The sequence below is a fragment of the Sphingomonas ginsenosidimutans genome, from assembly GCF_002374835.1.
GTDB lineage: Bacteria > Pseudomonadota > Alphaproteobacteria > Sphingomonadales > Sphingomonadaceae > Sphingomonas > Sphingomonas ginsenosidimutans.
The window spans coordinates 202,505-224,067 of record NZ_NWVD01000001.1 but is presented as its reverse complement, the minus strand read 5'-3'; the positions used below and the strand labels follow the sequence as shown (position 1 = coordinate 224,067).

Here is a 21,563-nt window from a genome sequence, read left to right as displayed (position 1 = left end):
CGCTGTCATAGCAGCTAAGCGCCTGAACCGCGGCTGAGCGTCAGCCCACCAGCTGCGCGATATCCATCGGCACGCCCTGCCGCCGCAGCTCGACGGTCACGTGTGCGCCGTCGTTGACGGCCGCGCGCCCGATCGCCGCACCGGGCGCCACCGCCTGCCCGCGCCGCACCGCCAGTGCGCCGAGCCCCGTCAGCAACGTCGTCCAGCCATCGCCATGGTCGATGATGACCACCCCGCCATAACTGCGGAACGGCCGCGCGAAGACGATTCGCCCGCCCGCCGGCGCGATCACCGCCGCGCCGGGCGCGACCGCGAAGGTCAGTCCGCGCGCCTTGACGCCATTGTCCGAAAGCTCGCCCAGCCCGGTGACCAGCCGCCCGTCGACCGGCAGGCGATAGGCCGCCGGGCTGGCCGCCGCGCCGGGCGCCGCGCGCGCCACCGGCGGGCCGGGCAGCGCGATCAGCTCGCCCAGCACCGCCTGTCCGCCGCCCACCGCCGCCAGCCGGTCGACCGCGTCGCGCGCCGCCTCCCCCAGCGCCAGCGCGCGCGCGTCGTCGCCCTCGTCGCGATCGGTCAGCATCGCCAGCTGCGCGCGCGCCTCCATCAGCCCCGCACGCCCGGCTTCCAGCTCGCGCGCGGCGACGCCGGCGCTCGCCCGCAACGCCCGCGCCTGCGCCAGTTCGCCGCGCAGCGCGGCGGTGCGCGCCTCGACCGCGGGCAGCGTTCTCGACAGCACCGCCTGCACATGCACCAGATCGTCGATGCTGCCCGGCTGGGTCAGCGTCGCCACCGCCGGGCGCCGCGCCAGCGACGTCAGCGTCGCGAGAAGCTGCGCCACGGGCCCCTGCTGCTCCGCCAGCGCCGCGCGCCGCGCCGTCAACAGCGTGTCGATCAACCCGCGGCGCACCCGCCCCGCGGTCACCTCCGCCTCCGCGGCGTCGACGCGCGCGGCCACCGCCTGCGTCTGGAGCCGCGCGCGTTCCGCCGGATCGGCGGTGCGGTCGGCGCGCGCATCCAGTACCGCGGCACGCCGCTGCGCCGCCACCACCGCCGCCTTCGCGCCGCGCAGGTCGGCGGCGGAATAAGCGGTTGCCGCACCCGCCGCCACGATCGCCAGCATCGCCGCCGCCGGCACGATCACCCGTCGCGCGCGCATCACCCCTCGCGATGGTACGGATGGTTGGCCAGGATGCTGGTCGCGCGGAACAATTGTTCCGCCAGCATCGCGCGCGCCAGCAGGTGAGGCCAAGTGGCGCGCCCGAACGACAGCAGCAGGTCTGCCTCGCCGCGCTCCGCATCGGAAAAGCCGTCCGCCGCGCCGATCAGGAAGCGCGCCTCGCGCACGCCGTCGTCGCGCCAGCGGCCGATCCGCTCGGCCAGCGCCATCGACGCCAGCACCTCGCCCTTTTCGTCCAGCAGGATGCGGCGGCCCTGCGCGGGCGGGCGGTCCGGCTCGCGCCCGCCGCGATCGGGCAATTCGCTGACGCGCGTCGGCCAGGCGATCCGCTTCATATAGCGGTCGACCAGTTCGGCCTCGGGCGATCGCCCGATCCGTCCGCGCGCGACGATATGCAGCAACATGGCGACGCCCTCAGCGCGCCGCCGTGCGATATGTCATCGTCAGGCGGTGCCGGTCGCCGCGGGCGCATCTCCGAACGACCACATCCGCTCCAGATTGTAGAAGCTGCGCACCTCGGGGCGGAACAGGTGGACGATCACGTCGCCCGCGTCGATCAGCACCCAGTCGGCGTTGGGCAGCCCCTCGATCCGCGCGGAGCGGCCGGTCTCGCCCTTGATGCGCTCGGCCAGCTTGGAAGCCATCGACGCGACCTGCCGCGTCGACCGGCCGCTGGCGATCACCATATGGTCCGCTATCGACGACTTGCCGGCCAGCGGGATCGAGATGGTGTCGACCGCCTGATCGTCGTCCAGCGACCGCAGGACCAGCTGGTGCAGCGCCTCGACTCCATCGCCGGTGTCGGCAGCGGGTCGTTCGGCGTGTTCGGTGGCGGGCAAGATGGCTCCTCAGATTGCCGTTGTGGCGGGGGACATGGGTTCGACGTGACGCAAATGCCAGTCGGGATCGACGTCGCGAAGCTGAGTCGCGGATGTCGGGTCGGGGCGGAAACGCAGCAGCACCAGTGCTGGTACACTCCACTCGGGCCAATTCCTCGCCTGGCGTGCGGGCCGCCGAAAGCGCCGCAGCCATCCCATCGCGGGGGCCGCGAGGGCATCGCCATCATACCCCGGACGCGCGACGACCGCAATCGGCATCGTTCGCGCGATGTCGCGCCACCGCTGCCACCGGTCGAACTGCGCCAGATTGTCCGCCCCCATCACCCATACGAAGCGGTGCTGCGGGTAGCGCCGCACGATCGCGCGCAGCGTGTCGGCGGTATAGCGGGTGCCCAGCCGCGCTTCGATATCGGTGGCGCGGATCGGGGCGCGGCGTGCCATCGCGCGCGCCGACGCCAGCCGCGCGGCGAACGGCGCCATGCCGCGCGCGGGCTTCAGCGGATTGCCCGGTGACACCATCCACCACAGCTCGTCCAGCGCCAGCGCGCGGATCGTCGCCAGCGCGATATGACGATGCCCGCGATGCGCCGGGTTGAACGATCCGCCCATCAGCCCGATACGGCGCGTCACCGCGCGCCCGCCGCAATTGCCATCAAGGCCGGACCTGCCCGGTCCCGCGGCCCAGCCACTTGTACGTCGTCAACCCCTCCAGCGCGACCGGCCCGCGCGCGTGGAGCCGCCCGGTGGCGATGCCGATTTCCGCCCCGAGCCCGAATTCGCCGCCGTCGGCGAACTGGGTGGAGGCGTTCCACAGCACGATCGCCGAATCGACCTCCGCCAGGAACCGCTCCGCGACGTCCGCGTCGGCGGCGACGATCGCGTCGGTATGCCCCGATGCGTGCCGCGCGATATGCGCCAGCGCGCCCTCGACGCCGTCGACCAGCGCGACCGAGCAGATCGCGTCGAGATATTCGGTGTCCCAGTCCGCCTCACTCGCCGGCTCCACCAGATCGCCGAACGCCGCCTCGGCCGGATCGCCGCGCACCACGCACCCGGCATCCTTCAGCGCAGCGACCAGCGCGGCGGGATCGGGATAGCCGCGATCGATCAGCAGCGTCTCCAGCGCGCCGCATACGCCGGTGCGCCGCATCTTGGCGTTGACCACGACGTCGCGCGCCATCGCCGCATCGGCGGAGGCATGCACGAACACATGGTTGATCCCGTCCAGATGCGCCAGCACCGGCACCCGTGCCTCCGCCTGGACGCGCGCGACCAGGCTCTTGCCGCCGCGCGGGATGATGAGGTCGATCGCCCCCTCCGCCGCCAGCATCGCGCCCACCGCGGCGCGATCGGTCGTCGTCACCAGCTGCACCGCATCGGCGGGCAGCCCGGCAGCGGCGATCCCCGCCACCAACGCGGCATGGATCGCGCGGTTGCTCTCCACCGCTTCCGATCCGCCACGCAGGATCACCGCATTGCCCGACCGCACGCACAGCGCAGCGGCGTCGGCGGTCACGTTCGGCCGGCTTTCGTAGATGATGCCGATCACCCCGATCGGGACGCGCACACGCGACAGCGCCAGGCCGTTGGGGCGCGTCACCGTGTCGATCACCTGCCCGACCGGATCGTCCAGCGCCGCCACCGCGGCGATGCCATCGGCCATCGCGGCGATTCGCGCCTCGTCCAGCCGCAACCGGTCGAGCATCGCGCCCGACAGGCCGTTCGCCTCGCCGCGCGCGACGTCGGCCGCATTGGCCGCGATGATATCGGCTGCGGCGGCACGGATCGCGTCGGCCGCCATCGCCAGCGCGCGCGCCTTGTCAACATCCGGCACGCGGGCCAGCAACCGGGACGCGGCGCGCGCGTGCACCGCCATCGCGGCGATCAGGGCGGTGGGGGTCTGACTGTCCAACATCCGCCGCCCCTAACACGCCGCCCGGCCGAACCTCAATTCGGCTTGTCTAGCGGCTCCGCGCGCAGCACCGGTGCGGCGCAGTCCCCCGGCGCCGCCGTCGCGACCGCCGACGGGCGTGCGCGCCCCATCGTCCAGTTCGCCTGCAACCGCACGCGCGGATTGGGTGCGCACCAGATTTCGCCCGTATCGTTGATCGCGGTGACCCAGATCAGATTGTGTTCCTGCCCGTAATCGATCACCGCGAAGGCGTAGCCCGCGCCCTTGTCGATCACATGGACCGGAAGCGGCGGGTCAAGTTGCTGGAACGACATGGGTTACTCCACTGATGCGGATCACCAACCCCTGTCATGGCCGCCCGTTCCGCCGGCTGGACGACGCGCCGCGCGTTCCTATATCGCGGCGATGAACCAGCCGCTCGATCGCCGCCACTTCCTCGCCGCCGCCGGTCTCGGCACGCTCGCCTCCGCGCTGGTCGCCTGCGGCAGTCGACCCGCGGAGGCCGCCGAACATTTCCCGGTGACGAAGACCGATGCGCAATGGCGCGCGCAGCTTGGCCCCGCCGCCTTCGCGGTGCTCCGCCAGGAAAGCACCGAGCGCCCCTTCTCCAGCCCGCTCAACGACGAACATCGCGCCGGCACCTTTGCGTGCAAGGGCTGCGCCCAGCCGCTGTTCTCGTCGCGCACGAAGTTCGATAGCGGCACCGGCTGGCCCAGCTTCTGGGCGCCGATGGCCAATGCGGTGGCGACGCGCAGCGACCGGACATTGGGGATGGTGCGGGTGGAGGTCCACTGCCGGCGCTGCGGCGGGCACCTGGGGCACGTCTTCGATGACGGCCCGCGCCCGACCGGCAAGCGTTATTGCATGAACGGCGTGGCGATGACCTTCCGTCCGGCCTGACGCAGGAGCGACCGGTCGCTCAGCGCGCGATCGGCAGCACGCCGTCGGCGGGCACGGCCGCAACGGTGGCGATCGTCACCGGCGGCAGCGGCGCCTCGACGGTCGGGGTGGCCGGCGCACGGCCCGAATAGATGAAGCCCGCCACCGGATAGCTGGTGGTGCCCAGCCCGCCGGTCGGCGCGTACCACACGCGCACCTTGCTCCAGTCGCCGGCTTCCGACACGTCGACCGCGCGCACGTCGCGCTCGATCCCACCGCGGCGCGACCAGTTGGCGTGGGTCAGCAGGACCTCGCGCTCGCTGACGATGCGGCTGACCATCGCGACATGCCCGACCGGCATCGAACGAACGGCCTTGAACGCCATCACCGCGCCCACCTGCGGGCGGTCGCCGCGCTGGTAGCGGCCGGCGGCCTGGCCCCACCAGGTATTGGCATTGCCGCGGATCTCGATTCCGGACACGTCACGGGCGAAGGGCGCGCACTGCAGATACTTGGCCTGCGCCGGCGCGGTGGTCCCCAGGACGCACGACATCACCAGCGCAAAACGCGCTGCCATCACCTTGAACTTCACGGGCGACCCCCCGGTCTCAACGAACTGATGCAGTGTCGCTAGCCGGGGATTTTTTCGCCCGCAAACGGTCGCGGAACCAATTCGGATGAACGGAGCATGACCGGCGACGAACCGCTGCGGCGCCGCAAAAGCGCGACAGCGGCGCTGCCGGTAACTGCGACCTTGGTCTTAGGCGAACGGCTCGCGCGGGGCCGAATCGACCACCGGCGCGCCCGCCAGCCGCGCCATTCGCAGCTCATGCTCGCGCCGTCCGAACGGGAACTGAGAATAGAAGAACGACGCCAGCACCGCGAACACGACGTAGCAGCTGGCATAGATCAGGGTCAGCCGGTCGAGCACCGTGACCGGCACCTGCCCCGGCACCGCCTTTTCGGGAAAGCCCGCCGCCGCCAGGATCAGCCCGCACACGAAGATGCCGATCCCGCTGGTGCATTTCTGGACGAAGAAGCCGCCCGCGAAGAACATTCCTTCTGACCGGCGCCCGGTACGCAGCTCGGCATCCTCCACCACATCGGCCAGCATCGATGCGCCCAGGATATAGGCGGTGACGCTGAACGCGGTGCCCATCGCCACCAGCGTGAACAGCACCGGCAGCAGCGCCGGATCGCCCACCGCGGGGAACAGCCCAGCCAGCCGCAGCCAATAGGGCGCGGTGCCGAACACCACGCTCGTCACCGCCGCCACCGCCGCCGCGCGCGGCTTGGACAGTTTCGCGCCGATCCGCGGCGCCACCACGAACGCGCACGCCACCCCCGCGAACAGCGACAGGCTGAGCAGCACGAACTTCATGCCGCGCAGCCCCCACACGAAGCTGTAGAGATAGTTGGACAGGGCATAGACCAGCCCCTGCGCGGTATAGGCGCAGATCCCCGCCAGCATCAGCGTCACGAACGCGCGGTTCCTCAGCGTCGCGCCGATGTCGCGGAAACTGTCGCGCAGCGACCGGTCGTCGGCGGGCTGCTGCGGCAGGTTGGGGATTTCGCGGTGCGTGCTGATCGCCGAGACCAGGATCGTCGTCCCCATCACCACCGCCCCCGCGATCGCGAAGCTGCGATAGCCGGCCGGGTTGAGCAGGCCGTTGGGATAGCCGGGTGTCGGGCTGAGGAAATAGAGATAGGCCGACACCAGCATCAGCAGCCCGCCCGCCCAGCCGAACAGATAGCGGTACGCCATGATCCGCGTCCGCTCGTCATAATCGCCGGACAATTCGGCCGCGAGCGCCTGACTGGGCACTTCATAGGCGCTGACCGCCGACCGCACGAGCACCGCGACCGCGAACAGCCAGCCCAGCACCAGCTGCTGCGGTGCCGCCGGCGGGTTCCACAACAGCAGCCAGCCGATCATGATCGGCAATGCCGCTCCGTACATCCACGGATGCCGCCGCCCCCAGCGCCCACGCGTGCGGTCCGACAGGAAACCGACGGTCGGATCGACGAAGGCGTCGATGATGAGCGCACACATCACGACGAAACCGACCGTCGCCGCCGGCACGCCGACCACCTGATTGTAGAACAGCAGCAGGAACGTGCCGAACCCGGCGTCCTTCACCCCGTAAGCGGTCGCGCCGATGCCATAGCCGGCCATCGTCCCCGGCGACAGCCGCCGGACCTGCGGCGCGCTCCCCGCCAGACGCGCGCCGCGATCGGTCATCGAAAGGCTTCCAGCGCGGTGAACAGCGACGGCTCGCTTTCGTCCCAGCTGGCGCGCGTGCCGATCGTCATGCCGCCATCGATCAGGATGTGCGTGCCGGTGACGAATGCCGCATCGTCGCTCGCCAGATAGGCGACCGCGGCGGCGATATCCTCCGGCCGGCCGGCACGCTGCACCGGCTGCGCCTTGGCGGCGATCCCGGCGATCGCCTGGTTGGCCATCTGCCGCTTGTCCTCCCCCACGTCGAGGTGGCGGGTGAAGATGTTGGTGGTGATGAAACCGGGGACGACCGCATTGACGCGGATGCGGTGCCGCGCCAGCTCCGCCGCCGCCAGTTTGGTCAGGTGCAGCACCCCGGCCTTGGCGGTGGAATAGGCGATCGGGGCATAGCCGCTGCCCAGTGCCGACACGCTGGAGGTGTTGACGATCGCCCCACCGCCGCGCTTCGCCATCAGCGGCGCGGCATGGCGGATGCCCAGTGCGACCGATCGCAGCAACAAGGATTGCGTCCGGTCCCAGTCGTCGGCGGCGATCTCGTCGATCCGCTCGCGCGCGCCGCCTGCCCCGGCATTGTTGAACAATATATCCAGCCCGCCCGCCGCATCGGCGGCGCTCAGCAGCGCCGCGATCGCCGCTTCGTCGGTGACGTCGGTATGCTGGAAATGGATCCGCCCGTTCGACGTGGCGGCGATCTCCGCGCCCGCGTCGCGGTCGATATCGCCGATCCACACCTCGGCGCCTTCGTCCACCAACCGCAGCGCGGTGGCGCGCCCGATGCCCGATGCACCACCCGTCACCACCGCGCGCCTGCCCTGAAGCCGCATCCCACTCTCCTGCGAACGCCGGCCCGGCCATGCTGCCGGGTCCGGTGTTTCGGCATCATAGTATGGGCTATGCTCCCGTCAACACGCCACGGTTCGAATATCGGGTTTGCCTCGTACGGCCAAATATGGCTAGGATGCGCGCCATGGCACTCGATCCCGAAACCTTCGACGCGCTCATCGACACGGTGCGCCGTTTCGTCACCGAACGATTGCGCCCGCTGGAAGCGCAGGTGGAAGCCGACGACGCGATTCCCGAGGCGGTGGTGCAGGACATGCGCGACATGGGGCTGTTCGGCCTGTCGATCGCGCCGGAATATGGCGGGCTGGGGCTGACCATGGCCGAAGAGGCGCTGGTCGCGATCGAGATGGGGCGCACCACCCCGGCGTTCCGCTCCAATTTCGGCACCAATGTCGGCATCGGCAGCCAGGGGCTGGTGATGGCCGGCACCCCCGAACAGAAGGCGCAGTGGCTGCCGCGCATCGCCAGCGGGGAGGTCATCACCAGCTTCGCGCTGACCGAGCCGGAGGCGGGCAGCGATTCGGGCGCGGTGCGCACCCGCGCGGTCCGCGACGGCGACGGCGACGTCTATCGCCTGTCGGGCGGCAAGCGGTACATCACCAATGCCGATCGCGCCGACCTGTTCACCGTGATGGCGCGCACCGGGGAGGAAGCGGGCGGGCGCGGCGTGTCGGCCTTCCTCGTGCCCCGCGACCTGCCCGGCGTGTCGGTGGGCGAACCCGAACGCAAGATGGGGCAGAAGGGCGCGAAGGTCGCCGACGTTCATTTCGACGACGTGCGCGTCCCCGCCGCCAACCGGCTGGGCGCGGAGGGCGAAGGGTTCAAGATCGCGATGCGCGTGCTCGATCGCGGGCGGCTGCACATCGCGGCGGTGTGCATCGGCGTCGCCGAGCGGCTGATCTCGGACAGCGTCGCCTATGCCGCGGAGCGCCGCCAGTTCGGCAAGCCGATCGCCGAGCATCAGCTGATCCAGGCGATGATCGCCGATTCGAAGACCGAGGCGCTGGCCGCCAGGGCGCTGGTGCTCCAGACCGCGCGCGCCAAGGATGACGGCCAGGACGTCGTGCTCGAATCCGCCGCCGCCAAATATTTCGCCAGCGAGATGGTCGGCCGCGTCGCCGACCGCGCGGTACAGATCTTCGGCGGCGCCGGCTATATCGCCGATTACGGGATCGAACGGCTGTACCGCGACGTGCGGCTGTTCCGCATCTACGAAGGCACCAGCCAGATCCAGCAGCTCATCATCGCGCGCGAAACGATGAAGCGCGGCGGCTGACCACTTCCGTCGCCCCAGCGAAGGCTGGGCTCTCGAGCGTCAGGGGCGGTCCTGCGCGGCACGAGACCCCAGCCGTCGCTGGGGTGACGTCTTTCAGGAGAGATCACATGGACACCACCAACCTGTTCCGCCTCGACGGCCGCATCGCGCTGGTCACCGGGGGCAGCCGCGGCATCGGCAAGATGATCGCCGCCGGCTTTATCGCGCAGGGGGCGAAGGTCTATATCTCCAGCCGCAAGGCGCCTGCGTGCGAGGATACCGCCGCGGAGCTGGGGCCGAACTGCATCCCGCTGCCGATGGACGTATCGACCGTCGATGGCTGCCGCGCGCTCGCCGCGGCATTGGCCGAGCGCGAGGAACGGCTCGACATCCTGGTCAACAATGCCGGCGCGGCGTGGGGCGTGCCGTTCGAGGAATTTCCCGAAAGCGGCTGGGACAAGGTGATGGACCTCAACGTCAAGTCGCCGTTCTTCCTCACCCAGGCGCTGCACGGCCTGCTCAAGGCGGGGGCGGCCGGCGGCGCGCCCGCGAAGGTCATCAACATCACCTCGATCGACGGGCTGCGGCTCAACCCGTGGGAAACGTACAGCTATCACGCATCCAAGTCGGCGCTGATCTACCTGACGAAGCGGCTGGCGGCGCGGCTGGTGAGGGACGGGATCAACGTCACCTCGATCGCCCCCGGCGCCTTCGCCAGCGAGATGAACCGCGCCGCGCGCGACCATGGCGATGCGGTGGCCAAGGCGATCCCGGCCCGGCGGATCGGCGCGGACGAGGACATGGCCGGCACTGCCATCTACCTCGCCAGCCGCGCGGGCGACTATGTGATCGGGGAGACGATCGCGGTCGACGGCGGTATCGTCAACGCCAGCCTGGGCACCAGCATTGACGCCTGATCCCGGCCGCGGCGGCCGATCGCCCGCGATTCGGCCGCTTCGCGCACCGGTTTGGTGCGACGCAGCAAGGTTTCGGCAACATCGGAAAGGCGCGGGCAACGCTGCTTCGCTGCAAGACAATATAATGTTGCTGCGCCACGGCACGCGGTTGACCGGTTAACCGCCGCCCCCGCACATCCTGCGCTTCCGCCACTATCGGGAGCGCAGCGATGCTTCACTATCTCGCCGACACGCACGACGAACCGATCACCTGGCGCGATGTGGAAGCCCTGCCGATCATCGCGCTGGCCGTGCTGGTCGTCATCGGCTTCGTGCGGATCCAGCAGGAACTGACGCCGGGTCTGGCGGCCGATTTCTGGAAGGGCGCCGGGATCGTCATCCTGCTGGGCGTGCGCAAGATGCTGGGCGACCGGCTGGACCTGGACGACGCGGCCGCATGATCGTCGGCCGTGCGCCGCGGATCCGCCATACGCTCTATCCCGCCTGGCGCACGCTGGCGGTGCTGTTCGTCTGGGATTCGGCGGTCACCCTGTTCTATTATGCGCTGCCCTTTTCCGCGCCGGCGCTGCCGGTGACGTTGTTCGGGACGGTGCTGGGGCTGTTCCTGGGGTTCCGCACCAATTCGGCCTATCAGCGGTGGTGGGAGGCGCGCACGCTGTGGGGGGCGATGATCAACGCCTCGCGCAGCCTGTCGCGTGCGATCATGGCGTTCGTCCCCGACGATCATGCCGCCGCCGCGACGATGAAGCGGCTGCTCGTCCGGCGCCAGATCGCCTATGTCCACGCGCTGCGCGGCCAGTTGCGCCGCCAGGATCCCGCGCCGGACATCGTCCGCCTGCTGGGCGAGGATGCCGCGGCGGAGGCGATGGCGCGCAGCAACCCGGCCAACGCGCTGCTCGACGGCAGCGCGCGGATGATCGCCGATATCCGTCGCGAAGGGTTGATCGACACGATCCAGCAGGCGCAGATCGAGCGCGTGATGGTCGACATCGCCAATGCACAGGGCGGGATGGAGCGGCTGAAGAACACGCCGCTGCCCGCGCAATATCGCAGCTTCCCGGTGTTCTTCACCAAATTACTGTGCCTGTTGCTGCCGATCGCGCTGGTCGACACGCTGGAATGGGCGACCCCGATCGGCTCGTCGCTGGCGGGGTTCATGTTCCTTGCCGGGTTGCAGGTCGCCGACGACCTGGTCGATCCGTTCGCCAACACCGTCCACGACGTGCCACTGACCGCGATGTGCCGCACGATCGAGATCGATCTGCTGCAATCCGCCGGCTACGAAGCCCCGCCGCCACTGCAACCCGACGGTCATGTGCTGTGGTGAACGTGGCGGGGCTGGGTCAAACGGACGAGTGGGAGGCTTCTGTTGCCCGGTGCCTCCCGTACCGCTGGAATCCCCTTCTGTTGCCCGGTGGGGTCCAACCGCGCTATTTTGGTGTAACGTCAGGCCGTTAGGCCATCAGTTACGCCGCAATCGCGAGTGCTTCGTTATCGTTGGCACTTGTGTAATGGGCCGTTGCGGTGGTCCCATTCCGAGCGAAGACGGCGCCTTTCAATACACGTCGATCCTGGTTCGGCCCCGTCAGCTGGGCCGCCCGGACGATGCGTTCGCACGCACCGCTCGCGCGGCGCAGATGGTGGAGCCGCCGGGTACTGCCCCCGGGTCCGCTGCATCTATTCTACGCCATGGTTTATCGCCATAGCCGGGTGGAACCCGGCACGACCTCATATAGGGGCCACGTCCGCGAACGCAAAGGCCGCGATGGCCATTTGTCCGCCACAATATCCCTGTATATAATGGGGTATGCTTACCCAGCGGTCGCGTTACGCCCTTCGTTCGATGCTGTTCCTGGCCACCGCGCCCGCCGACTCACCCCCGATTCCGATGACCCGCATCGCCGCGGAAGCGAACGTACCGCGCAAGTTCCTTGAGCTGATCCTCGCCGATCTGCGCGATGCCGGGCTGCTGCACAGCCACCGCGGCAAGATGGGCGGCTATTGCCTGTCGCGCCCCGCGCACCTGATCTCGCTGGGGGAGATCATCCGCATCATCGAAGGGCCGCTGGCGCTGGTCCCATGCGTCAGCCGCACCGCCTATCGCCCGTGCAAGGATTGCAAGAGCGAGGCGGATTGCGCGATCCGCCATGCGATGATGCGCGTGCGCGACGAAACCGCACGCATCCTGGACGGTACCAGCCTGGCGGATGCCACGGCGGAGGATCTGGTCGCGGCGTAAGGCGGGCGCGGGCCGCCGCAGCCATGCAGCGCCCGAAGGCGCCCGCCCCATCTTCCCCCCCGCTTGCGGATCGCCTACCCCACGCGGCATGACGCTGCCCGCCACCGATCACGACGCCGCCGCCGAGCTGGAACGCCTCGCCGCCGAGATCGCGCACCACAATCGCGCCTATCACACCGATGACGCGCCCGAGATCAGCGACGCTGATTACGACGCGCTGGTTCGCCGCAACAATGCGCTGGAGGCGGCCTTCCCGCATCTGGTCCGCGCCGATTCGCCCAGCCGGCAGGTCGGCGCCGCGCCCGCCGCACACCTTGCCAAGATCGCGCACGCGCGCCCGATGATGAGCCTCGACAACGCCTTTTCGGATGCGGAGGTCGAGGAATTCGTCGCGCGCGTCCGCCGCTTCCTGAAACTGCCGGCGGACGAGCCGGTCGCGCTGACCGCCGAGCCCAAGATCGACGGCCTGTCCTGTTCGGTGCGCTACGAGGATCGCCGGCTGGTCCGCGCGCTGACCCGCGGCGACGGCGCGGTGGGGGAGGATGTGACCCCCAACGTCCGCACCATCCATGACATTCCCGCCACCCTGCCCGACGGCGCGCCCGACGTGTTCGAGGTGCGCGGCGAGGTCTATATGGAAAAGGCTGCCTTCGCCGCGCTCAACGCCCGCCTCGCGGCGGAAGCGGAGGAGACCGGCAAGGAGGCGCGCCAGTTCGCCAACCCGCGCAACGCCGCCGCCGGATCGCTGCGGCAGAAGGACGCCGCGGTTACCCGCGCCCGCCCGCTGCGCTTCCTGGCGCATGGCTGGGGCGAGGCGAGCGCGGTGCCGGGCGACACGCAAGCCGCGGTCGTCGCGGCCTTGCGCGACTGGGGCTTCCCGATCGCCGACGCCTTCGCGCATTGCGCCGACGCTGCTGCGGCCCTCGCGGTCTATCGCGCGATCGAGGCGGCGCGCGCCGACCTGCCGTTCGATATCGACGGCGTCGTCTACAAGGTCGACCGGCTCGACTGGCAGGCGCGGCTGGGCAGCATCGGGCGCGCGCCGCGCTGGGCGATCGCGCACAAATTCCCTGCCGAACGCGCGCAGACCACGCTGGAGGCGATCGATATCCAGGTCGGCCGCACCGGCAAGCTGACGCCGGTCGCGCGGCTCACCCCCGTCACCGTCGGCGGCGTCGTCGTCACTAATGCCACGCTCCACAACCGCGACGAGATCGCGCGGCTCGATGCGCGCGTTGGCGACCGTGTCGTCCTGCAACGCGCCGGCGACGTCATCCCGCAGATCGTCGAGGTGCTGCCGCGCGGCGACGCCGATCGTCCCGCCTTCGCCTTCCCCGATCACTGCCCGATCTGCGGCAGCGAGGCGGTGGCGGAAGAAGGCGAGGTCGACGTGCGCTGCACCGGCGGGCTGATCTGTCCGGCGCAGCGGCTGGAGCGGCTCAAGCATTTCGTCAGCCGCGGCGCGCTCGACATCGACGGGCTGGGCGAAAAGACGCTGACTGAATTCCTCGATCTTGGCTGGATCGCGGAGCCGGCCGATATCTTCCGCCTCGCCGCGCATCGCGACGAACTGGTGGGGCGCGAGGGGTGGCAGGCGAAATCGGTCGACGCGCTCCTCGCGGCGATCGACGCGCGGCGCGAGCCCGATGCCGCGCGGCTGCTGTTCGGGCTGGGCATCCGCCACATCGGCATCGTCACCGCGCGCGACCTGATGAAACGCTACGTCACGCTTCCCGCGATCGCCGCGCTGGCCGACGAGCTGATCGCGCTGCGTGCGGACACCCCGGCGGTGCTGGGCGAGACCGGGGCGCGCCACCGCACCCGCCTCGACAAGGCGCTGGCCGAGCGGATCGGGGTCGAGAATGTCGGCGCCGCGGTCGGCCATGCACTCGCCGATTTCTTCCACGAACCGCACAATCGCGCGGTGTGGGACGATCTGCTGACGCAGGTGACACCCCCGCCCTTTGCCGTCGAGACGCGCGCATCGGACGTGTCGGGCAAGACCGTCGTCTTCACCGGCACGCTGGAAACGCTCAGCCGCGACGAGGCGAAGGCGCAGGCCGAGGCGCTGGGCGCGCATGTCGCCGGATCGGTGTCGAAGAAGACCGATCTGGTCGTCGCCGGCCCCGGCGCGGGATCGAAGGCGAAGAAGGCCGCTGACCTCGGCATCCGCGTCGTCGACGAAGCCGGCTGGCACGCGATCGTCGCCGCCGCGGGCTGACCCTCAGAACAATTTGCGTGCCATGATCCGCACCTGCTGTCCCAGCGGGTCGATCAACCCCGGCTGGTAGCGATAGGGAGTCGCCCCGGTGCGGTCGCGCACCGCGATGCGGCTGTTGAGCAGGTTTTCGGCGACGAGCGCCACCGACAGTCGCTTCGCCCACGGACGCGCCACCAGCGCGCCCGCGTCGAGCGTGACGTAGGCGGTCAGCCACGTCCGCCCGGAATAGGAAAGGTCCGATGCCGCGATCGTGCTGCGCGCGCGCGTCGGTCCCTGGATCCGCGCGTAGACGCCGGGGGTCACCGGCCCGATCGCGCCGCCGACCGTCCCGTCCAGCTGCCAGCGCGGTCGCCCGCCGGTCCCGTCCAGCGTGTCACCCGCCAGCAGGTCCAGCGGCGCCTGCCCGTCGCGCGGCGTCACCCGGTCGTCCAGCCGGTACGTCACCGTGCCGTTCACGAACAACGTCGGGCGCGGTTTCGGCGGCGGCGGCGGGGTGGTGGTGTCCCCCTCGGCACGCTTCGCCGGCTCGGGCGGCTTGCGCCCCAGCGGCGTCGACAGGTCGGTGGTCAGCAACAGCTTGCGCTCCCGCTCGCGCGCCAGGTTCAGCGACCGCAGGTCCAGCGTCGTCAGCGTCCCCGCGCCGTCGCGCCCGAACAACGCGGGGAACGCGCGTTGCAACGCAACGCTGGCATCGTTGGGCGCGAACGCCTGGTTGCGGATACGGGTGTCGACATAGGACAGGCCGATGCGCCATTCACGCGCCTTGATCGGGGACACCGTCACGCCGACGGTGGTCACCCGCCGCCGTTCCGCGGCCAGCGCCGGATTGCCGCCGATCGTCGTCGTCGCCAGCACGCTTTGCCCGGTCAGGAAATCGAACACCGGCACGTTGGGGGTTGTCACCAACGGCGCGGTCAGCAGCACGATCGCGGGTGCGGTCGCGGCATCGCTGACCGACAGCGTGACCTGAACCGGGCGTGCCGGCGCCCAGGCAAGGCCGTAGCTGCTGCTGGTAAGCCGTCCGTAATCCGATACGTCCGCCATCCCGATCGTGCCGTTCGCCGACAATTTACCCACGAAGGCCAGCGCGCCGCGCTCTGCCGAGGCGATCGGGACGATCGCGGTGACGCTGGCATCGCTGCTGGTGCGCGTCAGCGCCGCCGCCGGCCCCTGCCCACCCGTCGGAGCGCTTGCCGATCGGGCATAGCCCGCCGCCAGCGTCATCTGCACCCGCCCGGCGGGCAGGCGCAGCACCGGACCGCTCGCCACCGCCTTGCCGCCGAACGTGGTCGTCACGGTGCGGCTGGCGACCGCGATGCGCGTCGCGGCGCCGGCGGGCGGCGCGGCGAACGGATCGGCGCCGGCGGTCACGGCCGACTGCCACTCACCGGGGGCCAGCGCCTGATCCGATCGCACCGCCTGCCGCGCGCGGTCGTAGTTGCCGGTGACGTTCCACGCCCAGTCGTCCCAGCCACCCTGCACCGTCGCGCCCGCGTGCAGCGTCAGGCTGGTCGTGCGCTGCCGCAGCGGATCGCCAGGCAGAAAGCGCGACAGCAGCAGGTCGTCGCCGAACGGCAGCGCACCGTTGCCCGCCGGCACCGCCAGCGTCACCGGCGCAAGCCCTGTCAACGCGCCCTGCCGCTGCCCCTCCGCATTGATGTTGAGCGAGGCATCGACGGTACGGCTCAATGGCGCGCCGATCGTCCCGTCGATGCGCAGCGTGTCGACCCGCGACTGGAGCGTGCGATAGGGGTTGATGTCCGCCGATCCCGCCACCGCGCGATAGGCGGCCGGCGAGCCGCGCAGCGCCGGGTCGGCGGGCACCGCCGCGCGCGTCACTGTACGCCCCGCCAGCGCGTCCAGCCGCGGATCCATGCTGCCCCCGTCGGCGCGCGCCACCGTCCCGGCCAGCGAAAACGGCGTGTCCGGATCGGCCTCGATATCGCGCTGCGATTGCAGCACCGGGGTGAAGTGGAAATAGGACAGGGTCAGCGACGCGCGCCGCGCATCGTCGATCCGCGTCGCCGTGGCCTCGCTATAGCTGGTCGCCCCGCCGCCCGCCGTAGTCGTGCCGCTGACCTGCACCGTCGACAGCGCGCGGAAATGCTTCTTCGTGATGACGTTCATCACCCGTACTGTCGGCGAGAAGCCGAAGCGCGGCGCATCCTGTTCGGACAATATCTCGGTCCGCTCGATCGCCTCGGGCGGCAGGTTCTGCACCTCCGCAAAGCCTGAGATACGCCGCCCGTTGAGCAGATAGGCGGGGTCTTCCCCCGTCACCGATTGTGCCAGAGGCTTCAGCCGGTCGGCCAGTTCCTTCATGTTGCTCGCACCCAGCGCGCGCAGCGCCTGCGCGTCGAGTGCAGCGACCGGCGCGACCTCGCCGATCGCCGATCCGCGCAGCCGTTTGCCGACGACGACGACCTCGCCGCGCGCGTCCGCCGCCGCGGGGGCATCCTGAGCCGCCGCCGCCGGCACGGCACCCGCGACCGCCACCGCCAACGCCGCCCCGCCCGATCGCACCATGGCCCCGTGTCCTTTCGTTGCGCCGCGTTGGGACAGATCATGGCTTCGGGGCCGCAATAAGGCCGCGCGCACCACCATCACCGTTGCCGGTGCCGGGCGCCTGAGCTAGGGCTCCGCGCGATCCGGGGGGACTTGCATGAACAAGACGACGACCATCGCGCTGGCCGCGCTGACCCTTTCGCTCGCCGCGTGCGGCGGCGGCGGCGGGGCCGGCCCCAGTGTCGGCACCAATGTGCAGATCTCCCCGACCGACCAGCGCAACGCCAGCCTGACCGACCTGCGCGTCAGCGAGGGCTTTGCCGGCTACAAGGGGCGCATCCGCTACGAGGTGTCGGCCAGCGGCAGCGCCCGCAATTTCGACGGCACCGTCCCGCTGGTCAGCAACATCGCGGCGGTCCGCTACGACGCGGCGGCGCAAAGCTATACCGTCACCGGCGATGGCCTGACCACGCCGTCGTTCGGCCCGGCGCAGCGCATATCCGGCAACGCCACGCTCACCAATTACGAACGCGCCGGGACGACGCAGCAGAACCTGACGCTGTTCAACCCCGGCGCCGCCAATCCGCGCCTGGCGCTCACCTATGCCAGCTTCGGCGCCTATCAGGAAATCGGCACCGCCACGAACGGCAGCCGCACGGTCGACACCACCTTCTTCAGCTATGGCGTGCGCACCACCGCGGCCGACATGCCGCGCACCGGGCGCGCGAGCTACGACACGATCGTCGACGGGCAGTTCGCCGATTCGACCGGCGTCTATGCGCTGGGCGGGCAAAGCAGCTTCGAGGCGGATTTTGGTGCCTCCACCGTCACCGCCGGCATGACGCTGCAGGGGCAGAACGTCATCGACGGGCGCGGCAAGTCGTTCAGTCCGATGGCACTGACCGGCACGATCCGTTCGGACACCAACGGCTTCTCCTTCTCCGCCAGCGGCGATGGCGCCACGATGGGGGGCATGTTCTACGGCCCCGGTGCCGCGGAAATCGCGGGCGTCTTCGGCTTCCGCACCGGCGACGGCGCAGGGACGGGGGCGATCGCCGGCCGCAAACGCTGACGGTGGCGCTCCAGGACGCGCCGGTCGCCGCCGCCGCCGACTGTCCCGCCCCCTGCCGCACCGGCCTGTCCGCGGCGCAGGTGTTCGCGCTGGCCGAGGCGCAGCGCGCCGCGGGACGCACCGACGCGGCCGAGCGGCTGCTGCTGGCGCTGACCGCCGATCCCGATGCCGACCATCGCGCGGAGGCGCGCTTCCGGCTGGGGCAGCTCTACGAACAGACCGCGCGCCCGCGCGACGCGATCGCGATCTGGCGGCGGCTGCTGGACGAAAAGCCGCAGGCCGCGCGCGTCCGGCTCGACCTCGCCCGGCTGCTGGCGCGTGCCGGCGACGAGGCGGCGGCGCGGCGCGAATTGCGGATCGTCGGCGCCGGCCCGCTGCCGGAGGATGTCGCGCAGGTCGTCGATCGCTTCGCCACCGCGCTGCGCTCGCGCCGCCCGCTGGGAATCAGCGTCGAGGTGGCGATCGCCCCCGACAGCAACGTCAATGCCGCCACCCGACAGCGCACGATCGAAACCGTCATCGCCGATCTGACGCTGGATGCGGACGCACGCGCCCGCGCAGGGATCGGCGTGTCGCTGGCGGCACAGGGGTTCGCGCGCGTGCCGCTGGGCGGGGTGGAGACGCTGACCCGCCTGTCGCTGGGCGGCGACCGCTACCGCGCCAGCCGCTTCAACACGGGGTTCGCGACGCTGGCGGGCGGGCCGGAGTTCCAGTACCGCGGCTGGCGCATCCGCCCCGCCGCGACGCTGGCCCGCCGCTGGTTCGGGGGCGCGCGGCTCGCCGATGCGGGGGGCGTGTCGCTCAACCTGCTGCGGGCGCTCGGCCGCGCGACCCAGATCGAGCTGGAGGCGAGCGCCACGCGGCTCGACTATCGCATCGCGGCGCAGGACGGGACCAGCTGGGACGTCAATGCCGTGCTGGATCGCGCGGTGGATGCGCGGTGGAGCGTGCGCGGCACGCTGCGCGCGTCGCGGCTCGCGGCGCGCGATCCGGGCTACAGCCTGGGCACGATCGCGGTCGGCGCGCTGGCGGCGCGGCAGGGGCCGGTGCTCGCCGCCTTCGTCCAGGCGGATGTCGCGCACAGCGCGGCGGACGCGCGCTTGTTGCTGTTTCCGCGGGTCCGGAACGACTGGCGGTGGAGCGCGACCGGCGGGCTGGTGTGGCGCCGGCACCGAATCCTGGGCGCGGCGCCGCTGGTGCGCGTATCAGCCACGCGCAACCAGTCGACCGTGCCGCTCTACGCCTTTCGCCGGATCCGCGCCGAATTCGCGCTGTCGCGCGAATTCTAGAACGGATCGATATTCGCCTCCGGTCGCGCCGAGGGACCGTCGAGCAACGGCGAAACGGGGTCACTAGGAGCGGCGCTCCGCCGACGACGCGTCGACGTCGCTCAGCCTCTCATCAGCACCAACGGATCCGTTGCCGGAACGTCGATCCGCGCCGACGCGCGTCAGGCGCCGGCGGGCGACGGATTGCCGAACGGCCCCGACGGACGCCGCGTCTTCGGGATCGACGTGCCCGCGGTCGGCACCGTCCGCGTCTTCGGTCCCTGATCCTGCCGGCCGATATCCTCGCCCGCGATCAGCCGCTTGATCTCCTCACCGGACAGCGTCTCATATTCCAGCAGCGCGCCCGCCAGCGTGTGCAGCTGGTCGATATGGTCGGTCAGCACCTGCTTGGCGCGGTGCAGCCCACCCTCGACGATCGACTTGATCTCGTCGTCGATCAATTGCGCGGTCTGGTTCGACATGCGCACCGGCTGGCTGGACGAATAACCCAGGAAGCTCTCGCCCTCGGGCTGCGCATATTCGACCGGGCCGACCTTGTCGGACATGCCCCATTTGGTGACCATGTCGCGGGCGAGGCCGGTGGCGTACTGGATGTCGCCCGATGCGCCCGACGATACCTTGTCATAGCCGAAGATGATCTCCTCGGCCACGCGCCCGCCCATCGCCACCGCCAGGTTCGCGTACATCTTGTCGCGGTGATAGCTGTAGCTGTCGCGCTCAGGCAGGCGCATCACCATGCCCAGCGCGCGGCCGCGCGGGATGATCGTCGCCTTGTGGATCGGGTCGGACGCTGGCTCGTGCAGCGCGACGATCGCATGGCCCGCCTCGTGATAGGCGGTCATCCGCTTCTCGTCCTCGGTCATCACCATCGAACGCCGCTCGGCGCCCATCATGACCTTGTCCTTTGCCTCCTCGAACTCGGCCATCGCGACCAGCCGCTTACCCTTGCGCGCGCCCATCAGCGCGGCCTCGTTAACAAGATTGGCGAGGTCCGCGCCCGAGAAGCCCGGCGTGCCGCGCGCGATCGTGCGCGCATCGACGTCGGGGGCCAGCGGCACCTTCTTCATATGGACTTCGAGGATCTTGACGCGGCCCTCGATGTCCGGGCGCGGCACCACCACCTGCCGGTCGAACCGGCCGGGACGCAGCAGCGCGGGGTCGAGCACGTCGGGGCGGTTGGTCGCCGCGACGATGATGATGCCTTCGTTGGCTTCGAAACCGTCCATCTCGACCAGCAGCTGGTTCAGCGTCTGCTCGCGCTCGTCATTGCCGTTGCCCAGCCCCGCACCGCGGTGCCGGCCGACCGCGTCGATCTCGTCGATGAAGACGATGCACGGCGCGCTCTTCTTGGCCTGTTCGAACATGTCGCGCACGCGGCTGGCGCCGACGCCAACGAACATCTCGACGAAGTCCGACCCGGAGATGGTGAAGAACGGCACGCCCGCCTCGCCCGCGATCGCGCGCGCCAGCAGCGTCTTGCCGGTACCGGGCGATCCGACCAGCAGCGCCCCCTTGGGAATCTTGCCGCCCAGCCGCGCGAACTTCGACGGATCCTTCAGGAAATCGACGATCTCGGTCAGCTCGGCGCGCGCCTCGTCGATGCCCGCGACGTCGTCGAACGTGACCTTGCCTTCCTTCTGCGTCAGCATCCGCGCGCGGCTCTTGCCGAAGCCCATTGCCCCGCCCGCGCCGCCGCCCTTCTGCATCTGCCGCAGCACGAAGAAGGCGATGCCGATGAACAGCAGGAACGGCAGAGAATTGTACAGCATCAGCAGCCAGATCGACGGACCTTCCTCAGGCTTGCCCGCCACCTCGACGCCGGACTTGCGCAGCCGGTCCATCAGCCCCGAATCCTGTACCGGGTAGGTGCGGAACTTGTCGCCACTGGAAAAGCTGCCTGAGATCATATCGCGCGACACGTTCACGCTCTTGACCGTCCCCTCGTCCACCTTGTCTAGGAAGGTCGAATAGGCGATCGTATTGCCCTGCGCGGTGGAATTGCCGCCGCCCAGCACCGTCACGACCAGCGCGAGCGACAACAGCACGCCGACCCAGATCAGCAGGCTTTTCATCCACGGATTGGGGCCACCGCCGCCATTCTCGCCATTGGGCTGCCGGTCGTTGTCGTTCATGCGCTACCTTTCGTCATCCGCAATGTAGGGCGGCGAGGGTT

General features: G+C 70.3%; 20 protein-coding genes and 1 other RNA gene. 9 read left to right on the top strand and 12 right to left on the bottom strand.

Annotated features, from left to right (window positions below; all coding sequences use genetic code 11):
- Positions 1–40 precede the first annotated feature (40 nt).
- The 6 genes from COA17_RS00945 to COA17_RS00920 are packed head-to-tail and all read right to left on the bottom strand — an operon-like array spanning position 41 to position 4,242.
- Positions 41–1,156 (bottom strand): murein hydrolase activator EnvC family protein, encoded by a 1,116-nt coding sequence (locus tag COA17_RS00945; protein WP_096609581.1) that lies wholly within the window; start codon positions 1,154–1,156, stop codon positions 41–43.
- A complete protein-coding gene (locus COA17_RS00940; RefSeq protein WP_066713282.1) occupies positions 1,156–1,581 on the bottom strand; it encodes a 23S rRNA (pseudouridine(1915)-N(3))-methyltransferase RlmH in 426 nt (141 codons plus the stop codon). Before COA17_RS00940 ends, COA17_RS00945 begins: the two co-directional genes overlap by 1 nt.
- Positions 1,582–1,620: 39 nt before the next feature.
- Entirely contained in the window at positions 1,621–2,016 is a 396-nt protein-coding gene (gene rsfS, locus COA17_RS00935; protein WP_096609579.1) for a ribosome silencing factor, read from the bottom strand.
- 9 nt (positions 2,017–2,025) lie between these two features.
- Complete coding sequence (locus COA17_RS00930; RefSeq protein ID WP_096609577.1) at positions 2,026–2,646, bottom strand: nicotinate-nucleotide adenylyltransferase; 621 nt, start codon at positions 2,644–2,646, stop codon at positions 2,026–2,028.
- A 22-nt stretch (positions 2,647–2,668) separates the two neighbouring features.
- Positions 2,669–3,931 carry a glutamate-5-semialdehyde dehydrogenase gene (locus tag COA17_RS00925; protein WP_096609575.1) on the bottom strand — a complete coding sequence of 421 codons (1,263 nt, stop codon included), beginning with the start codon at positions 3,929–3,931 and terminating at the stop codon, positions 2,669–2,671.
- Positions 3,932–3,963: 32 nt separating this feature from the next.
- The gene (locus COA17_RS00920; RefSeq protein ID WP_066485681.1) at positions 3,964–4,242 is read right to left on the bottom strand and encodes a hypothetical protein; all 279 of its coding nucleotides are present in this window, start codon (positions 4,240–4,242) and stop codon (positions 3,964–3,966) included.
- Between the two features lie 91 nt (positions 4,243–4,333).
- Between COA17_RS00920 and msrB the strand changes: the two genes are divergently transcribed.
- Positions 4,334–4,828 (top strand): peptide-methionine (R)-S-oxide reductase MsrB, encoded by a 495-nt coding sequence (msrB, locus tag COA17_RS00915; RefSeq protein ID WP_096609573.1) that lies wholly within the window; start codon positions 4,334–4,336, stop codon positions 4,826–4,828.
- A 19-nt stretch (positions 4,829–4,847) separates the two neighbouring features.
- Here msrB and COA17_RS00910 read toward each other — a convergent pair whose 3' ends face one another.
- The 3 genes from COA17_RS00910 to COA17_RS00900 all read right to left on the bottom strand — a co-directional run bounded on the left by COA17_RS00910 (position 4,848) and on the right by COA17_RS00900 (position 7,873).
- The gene (locus COA17_RS00910; protein ID WP_096610675.1) at positions 4,848–5,384 is read right to left on the bottom strand and encodes a CHAP domain-containing protein; all 537 of its coding nucleotides are present in this window, start codon (positions 5,382–5,384) and stop codon (positions 4,848–4,850) included.
- A gap of 183 nt (positions 5,385–5,567) precedes the next feature.
- Positions 5,568–7,049: an MFS transporter gene (locus COA17_RS00905; RefSeq protein ID WP_176484748.1), complete on the bottom strand. Its 1,482-nt coding sequence runs from the start codon at positions 7,047–7,049 to the stop codon at positions 5,568–5,570.
- Positions 7,046–7,873, bottom strand: coding sequence for an SDR family NAD(P)-dependent oxidoreductase (locus COA17_RS00900; protein WP_096609571.1), 828 nt, complete (start codon positions 7,871–7,873; stop codon positions 7,046–7,048). Before COA17_RS00900 ends, COA17_RS00905 begins: the two co-directional genes overlap by 4 nt.
- Positions 7,874–8,016: 143 nt before the next feature.
- Here COA17_RS00900 and COA17_RS00895 point away from each other — a divergent pair, with 143 nt between their 5' ends.
- The 4 genes from COA17_RS00895 to COA17_RS00880 all read left to right on the top strand — a co-directional run bounded on the left by COA17_RS00895 (position 8,017) and on the right by COA17_RS00880 (position 11,391).
- Positions 8,017–9,168: an acyl-CoA dehydrogenase family protein gene (locus COA17_RS00895; protein ID WP_066485688.1), complete on the top strand. Its 1,152-nt coding sequence runs from the start codon at positions 8,017–8,019 to the stop codon at positions 9,166–9,168.
- A gap of 107 nt (positions 9,169–9,275) precedes the next feature.
- A complete protein-coding gene (locus COA17_RS00890) occupies positions 9,276–10,064 on the top strand; it encodes an SDR family oxidoreductase (protein ID WP_066485689.1) in 789 nt (262 codons plus the stop codon).
- A 209-nt stretch (positions 10,065–10,273) separates the two neighbouring features.
- Positions 10,274–10,504, top strand: coding sequence for a hypothetical protein (locus tag COA17_RS00885; protein WP_096609569.1), 231 nt, complete (start codon positions 10,274–10,276; stop codon positions 10,502–10,504).
- Complete coding sequence (locus tag COA17_RS00880) at positions 10,501–11,391, top strand: bestrophin family protein (protein ID WP_096609567.1); 891 nt, start codon at positions 10,501–10,503, stop codon at positions 11,389–11,391. The genes COA17_RS00885 and COA17_RS00880 overlap by 4 nt, the downstream gene beginning before the upstream one ends.
- A gap of 65 nt (positions 11,392–11,456) precedes the next feature.
- On the opposite strand, the gene ssrA is transcribed toward COA17_RS00880, so the two are convergent.
- Positions 11,457–11,826, bottom strand: a transfer-messenger RNA (tmRNA) gene (gene ssrA / locus COA17_RS00875).
- 45 nt (positions 11,827–11,871) lie between these two features.
- On the opposite strand from ssrA, the gene COA17_RS00870 reads away from it, so the two are divergent.
- The gene (locus COA17_RS00870) at positions 11,872–12,303 is read left to right on the top strand and encodes an RrF2 family transcriptional regulator (protein WP_066485696.1); all 432 of its coding nucleotides are present in this window, start codon (positions 11,872–11,874) and stop codon (positions 12,301–12,303) included.
- 88 nt (positions 12,304–12,391) lie between these two features.
- Positions 12,392–14,524, top strand: coding sequence for an NAD-dependent DNA ligase LigA (gene ligA / locus COA17_RS00865; protein WP_096609565.1), 2,133 nt, complete (start codon positions 12,392–12,394; stop codon positions 14,522–14,524).
- Positions 14,525–14,527: 3 nt separating this feature from the next.
- Here ligA and COA17_RS00860 read toward each other — a convergent pair whose 3' ends face one another.
- Positions 14,528–17,050, bottom strand: a complete 2,523-nt coding sequence (locus COA17_RS00860; RefSeq protein ID WP_096609563.1) for a TonB-dependent receptor — start codon at positions 17,048–17,050, stop codon at positions 14,528–14,530.
- Positions 17,051–17,186: 136 nt separating this feature from the next.
- Here COA17_RS00860 and COA17_RS19220 point away from each other — a divergent pair, with 136 nt between their 5' ends.
- Positions 17,187–18,101: a transferrin-binding protein-like solute binding protein gene (locus COA17_RS19220; RefSeq protein WP_176484747.1), complete on the top strand. Its 915-nt coding sequence runs from the start codon at positions 17,187–17,189 to the stop codon at positions 18,099–18,101.
- A 2-nt stretch (positions 18,102–18,103) separates the two neighbouring features.
- Positions 18,104–19,390 carry a surface lipoprotein assembly modifier gene (locus COA17_RS19215; protein WP_176484746.1) on the top strand — a complete coding sequence of 429 codons (1,287 nt, stop codon included), beginning with the start codon at positions 18,104–18,106 and terminating at the stop codon, positions 19,388–19,390.
- 161 nt (positions 19,391–19,551) lie between these two features.
- On the opposite strand, the gene ftsH is transcribed toward COA17_RS19215, so the two are convergent.
- Positions 19,552–21,522 (bottom strand): ATP-dependent zinc metalloprotease FtsH, encoded by a 1,971-nt coding sequence (gene ftsH, locus COA17_RS00850; RefSeq protein WP_066491147.1) that lies wholly within the window; start codon positions 21,520–21,522, stop codon positions 19,552–19,554.
- Positions 21,523–21,563 lie beyond the last annotated feature (41 nt).

Coding starts and splice junctions, on each gene's coding strand:
- COA17_RS00895 (WP_066485688.1), top strand. CDS start 8,017: ATGGCACTCGATCCCGAAACCTTCGACGCGCTCATCGACACGGTGCGC.
- COA17_RS00905 (WP_176484748.1), bottom strand. CDS start 7,049: ATGACCGATCGCGGCGCGCGTCTGGCGGGGAGCGCGCCGCAGGTCCGG.
- COA17_RS00890 (WP_066485689.1), top strand. CDS start 9,276: ATGGACACCACCAACCTGTTCCGCCTCGACGGCCGCATCGCGCTGGTC.
- ftsH (WP_066491147.1), bottom strand. CDS start 21,522: ATGAACGACAACGACCGGCAGCCCAATGGCGAGAATGGCGGCGGTGGC.
- COA17_RS00925 (WP_096609575.1), bottom strand. CDS start 3,931: ATGTTGGACAGTCAGACCCCCACCGCCCTGATCGCCGCGATGGCGGTG.
- COA17_RS19220 (WP_176484747.1), top strand. CDS start 17,187: ATGAACAAGACGACGACCATCGCGCTGGCCGCGCTGACCCTTTCGCTC.
- COA17_RS00920 (WP_066485681.1), bottom strand. CDS start 4,242: ATGTCGTTCCAGCAACTTGACCCGCCGCTTCCGGTCCATGTGATCGAC.
- COA17_RS00860 (WP_096609563.1), bottom strand. CDS start 17,050: ATGGTGCGATCGGGCGGGGCGGCGTTGGCGGTGGCGGTCGCGGGTGCC.
- COA17_RS00880 (WP_096609567.1), top strand. CDS start 10,501: ATGATCGTCGGCCGTGCGCCGCGGATCCGCCATACGCTCTATCCCGCC.
- msrB (WP_096609573.1), top strand. CDS start 4,334: ATGAACCAGCCGCTCGATCGCCGCCACTTCCTCGCCGCCGCCGGTCTC.
- ligA (WP_096609565.1), top strand. CDS start 12,392: ATGACGCTGCCCGCCACCGATCACGACGCCGCCGCCGAGCTGGAACGC.
- COA17_RS00885 (WP_096609569.1), top strand. CDS start 10,274: ATGCTTCACTATCTCGCCGACACGCACGACGAACCGATCACCTGGCGC.
- COA17_RS00910 (WP_096610675.1), bottom strand. CDS start 5,384: ATGGCAGCGCGTTTTGCGCTGGTGATGTCGTGCGTCCTGGGGACCACC.
- COA17_RS00945 (WP_096609581.1), bottom strand. CDS start 1,156: ATGCGCGCGCGACGGGTGATCGTGCCGGCGGCGGCGATGCTGGCGATC.
- COA17_RS00900 (WP_096609571.1), bottom strand. CDS start 7,873: ATGCGGCTTCAGGGCAGGCGCGCGGTGGTGACGGGTGGTGCATCGGGC.
- COA17_RS00870 (WP_066485696.1), top strand. CDS start 11,872: ATGCTTACCCAGCGGTCGCGTTACGCCCTTCGTTCGATGCTGTTCCTG.
- COA17_RS00940 (WP_066713282.1), bottom strand. CDS start 1,581: ATGTTGCTGCATATCGTCGCGCGCGGACGGATCGGGCGATCGCCCGAG.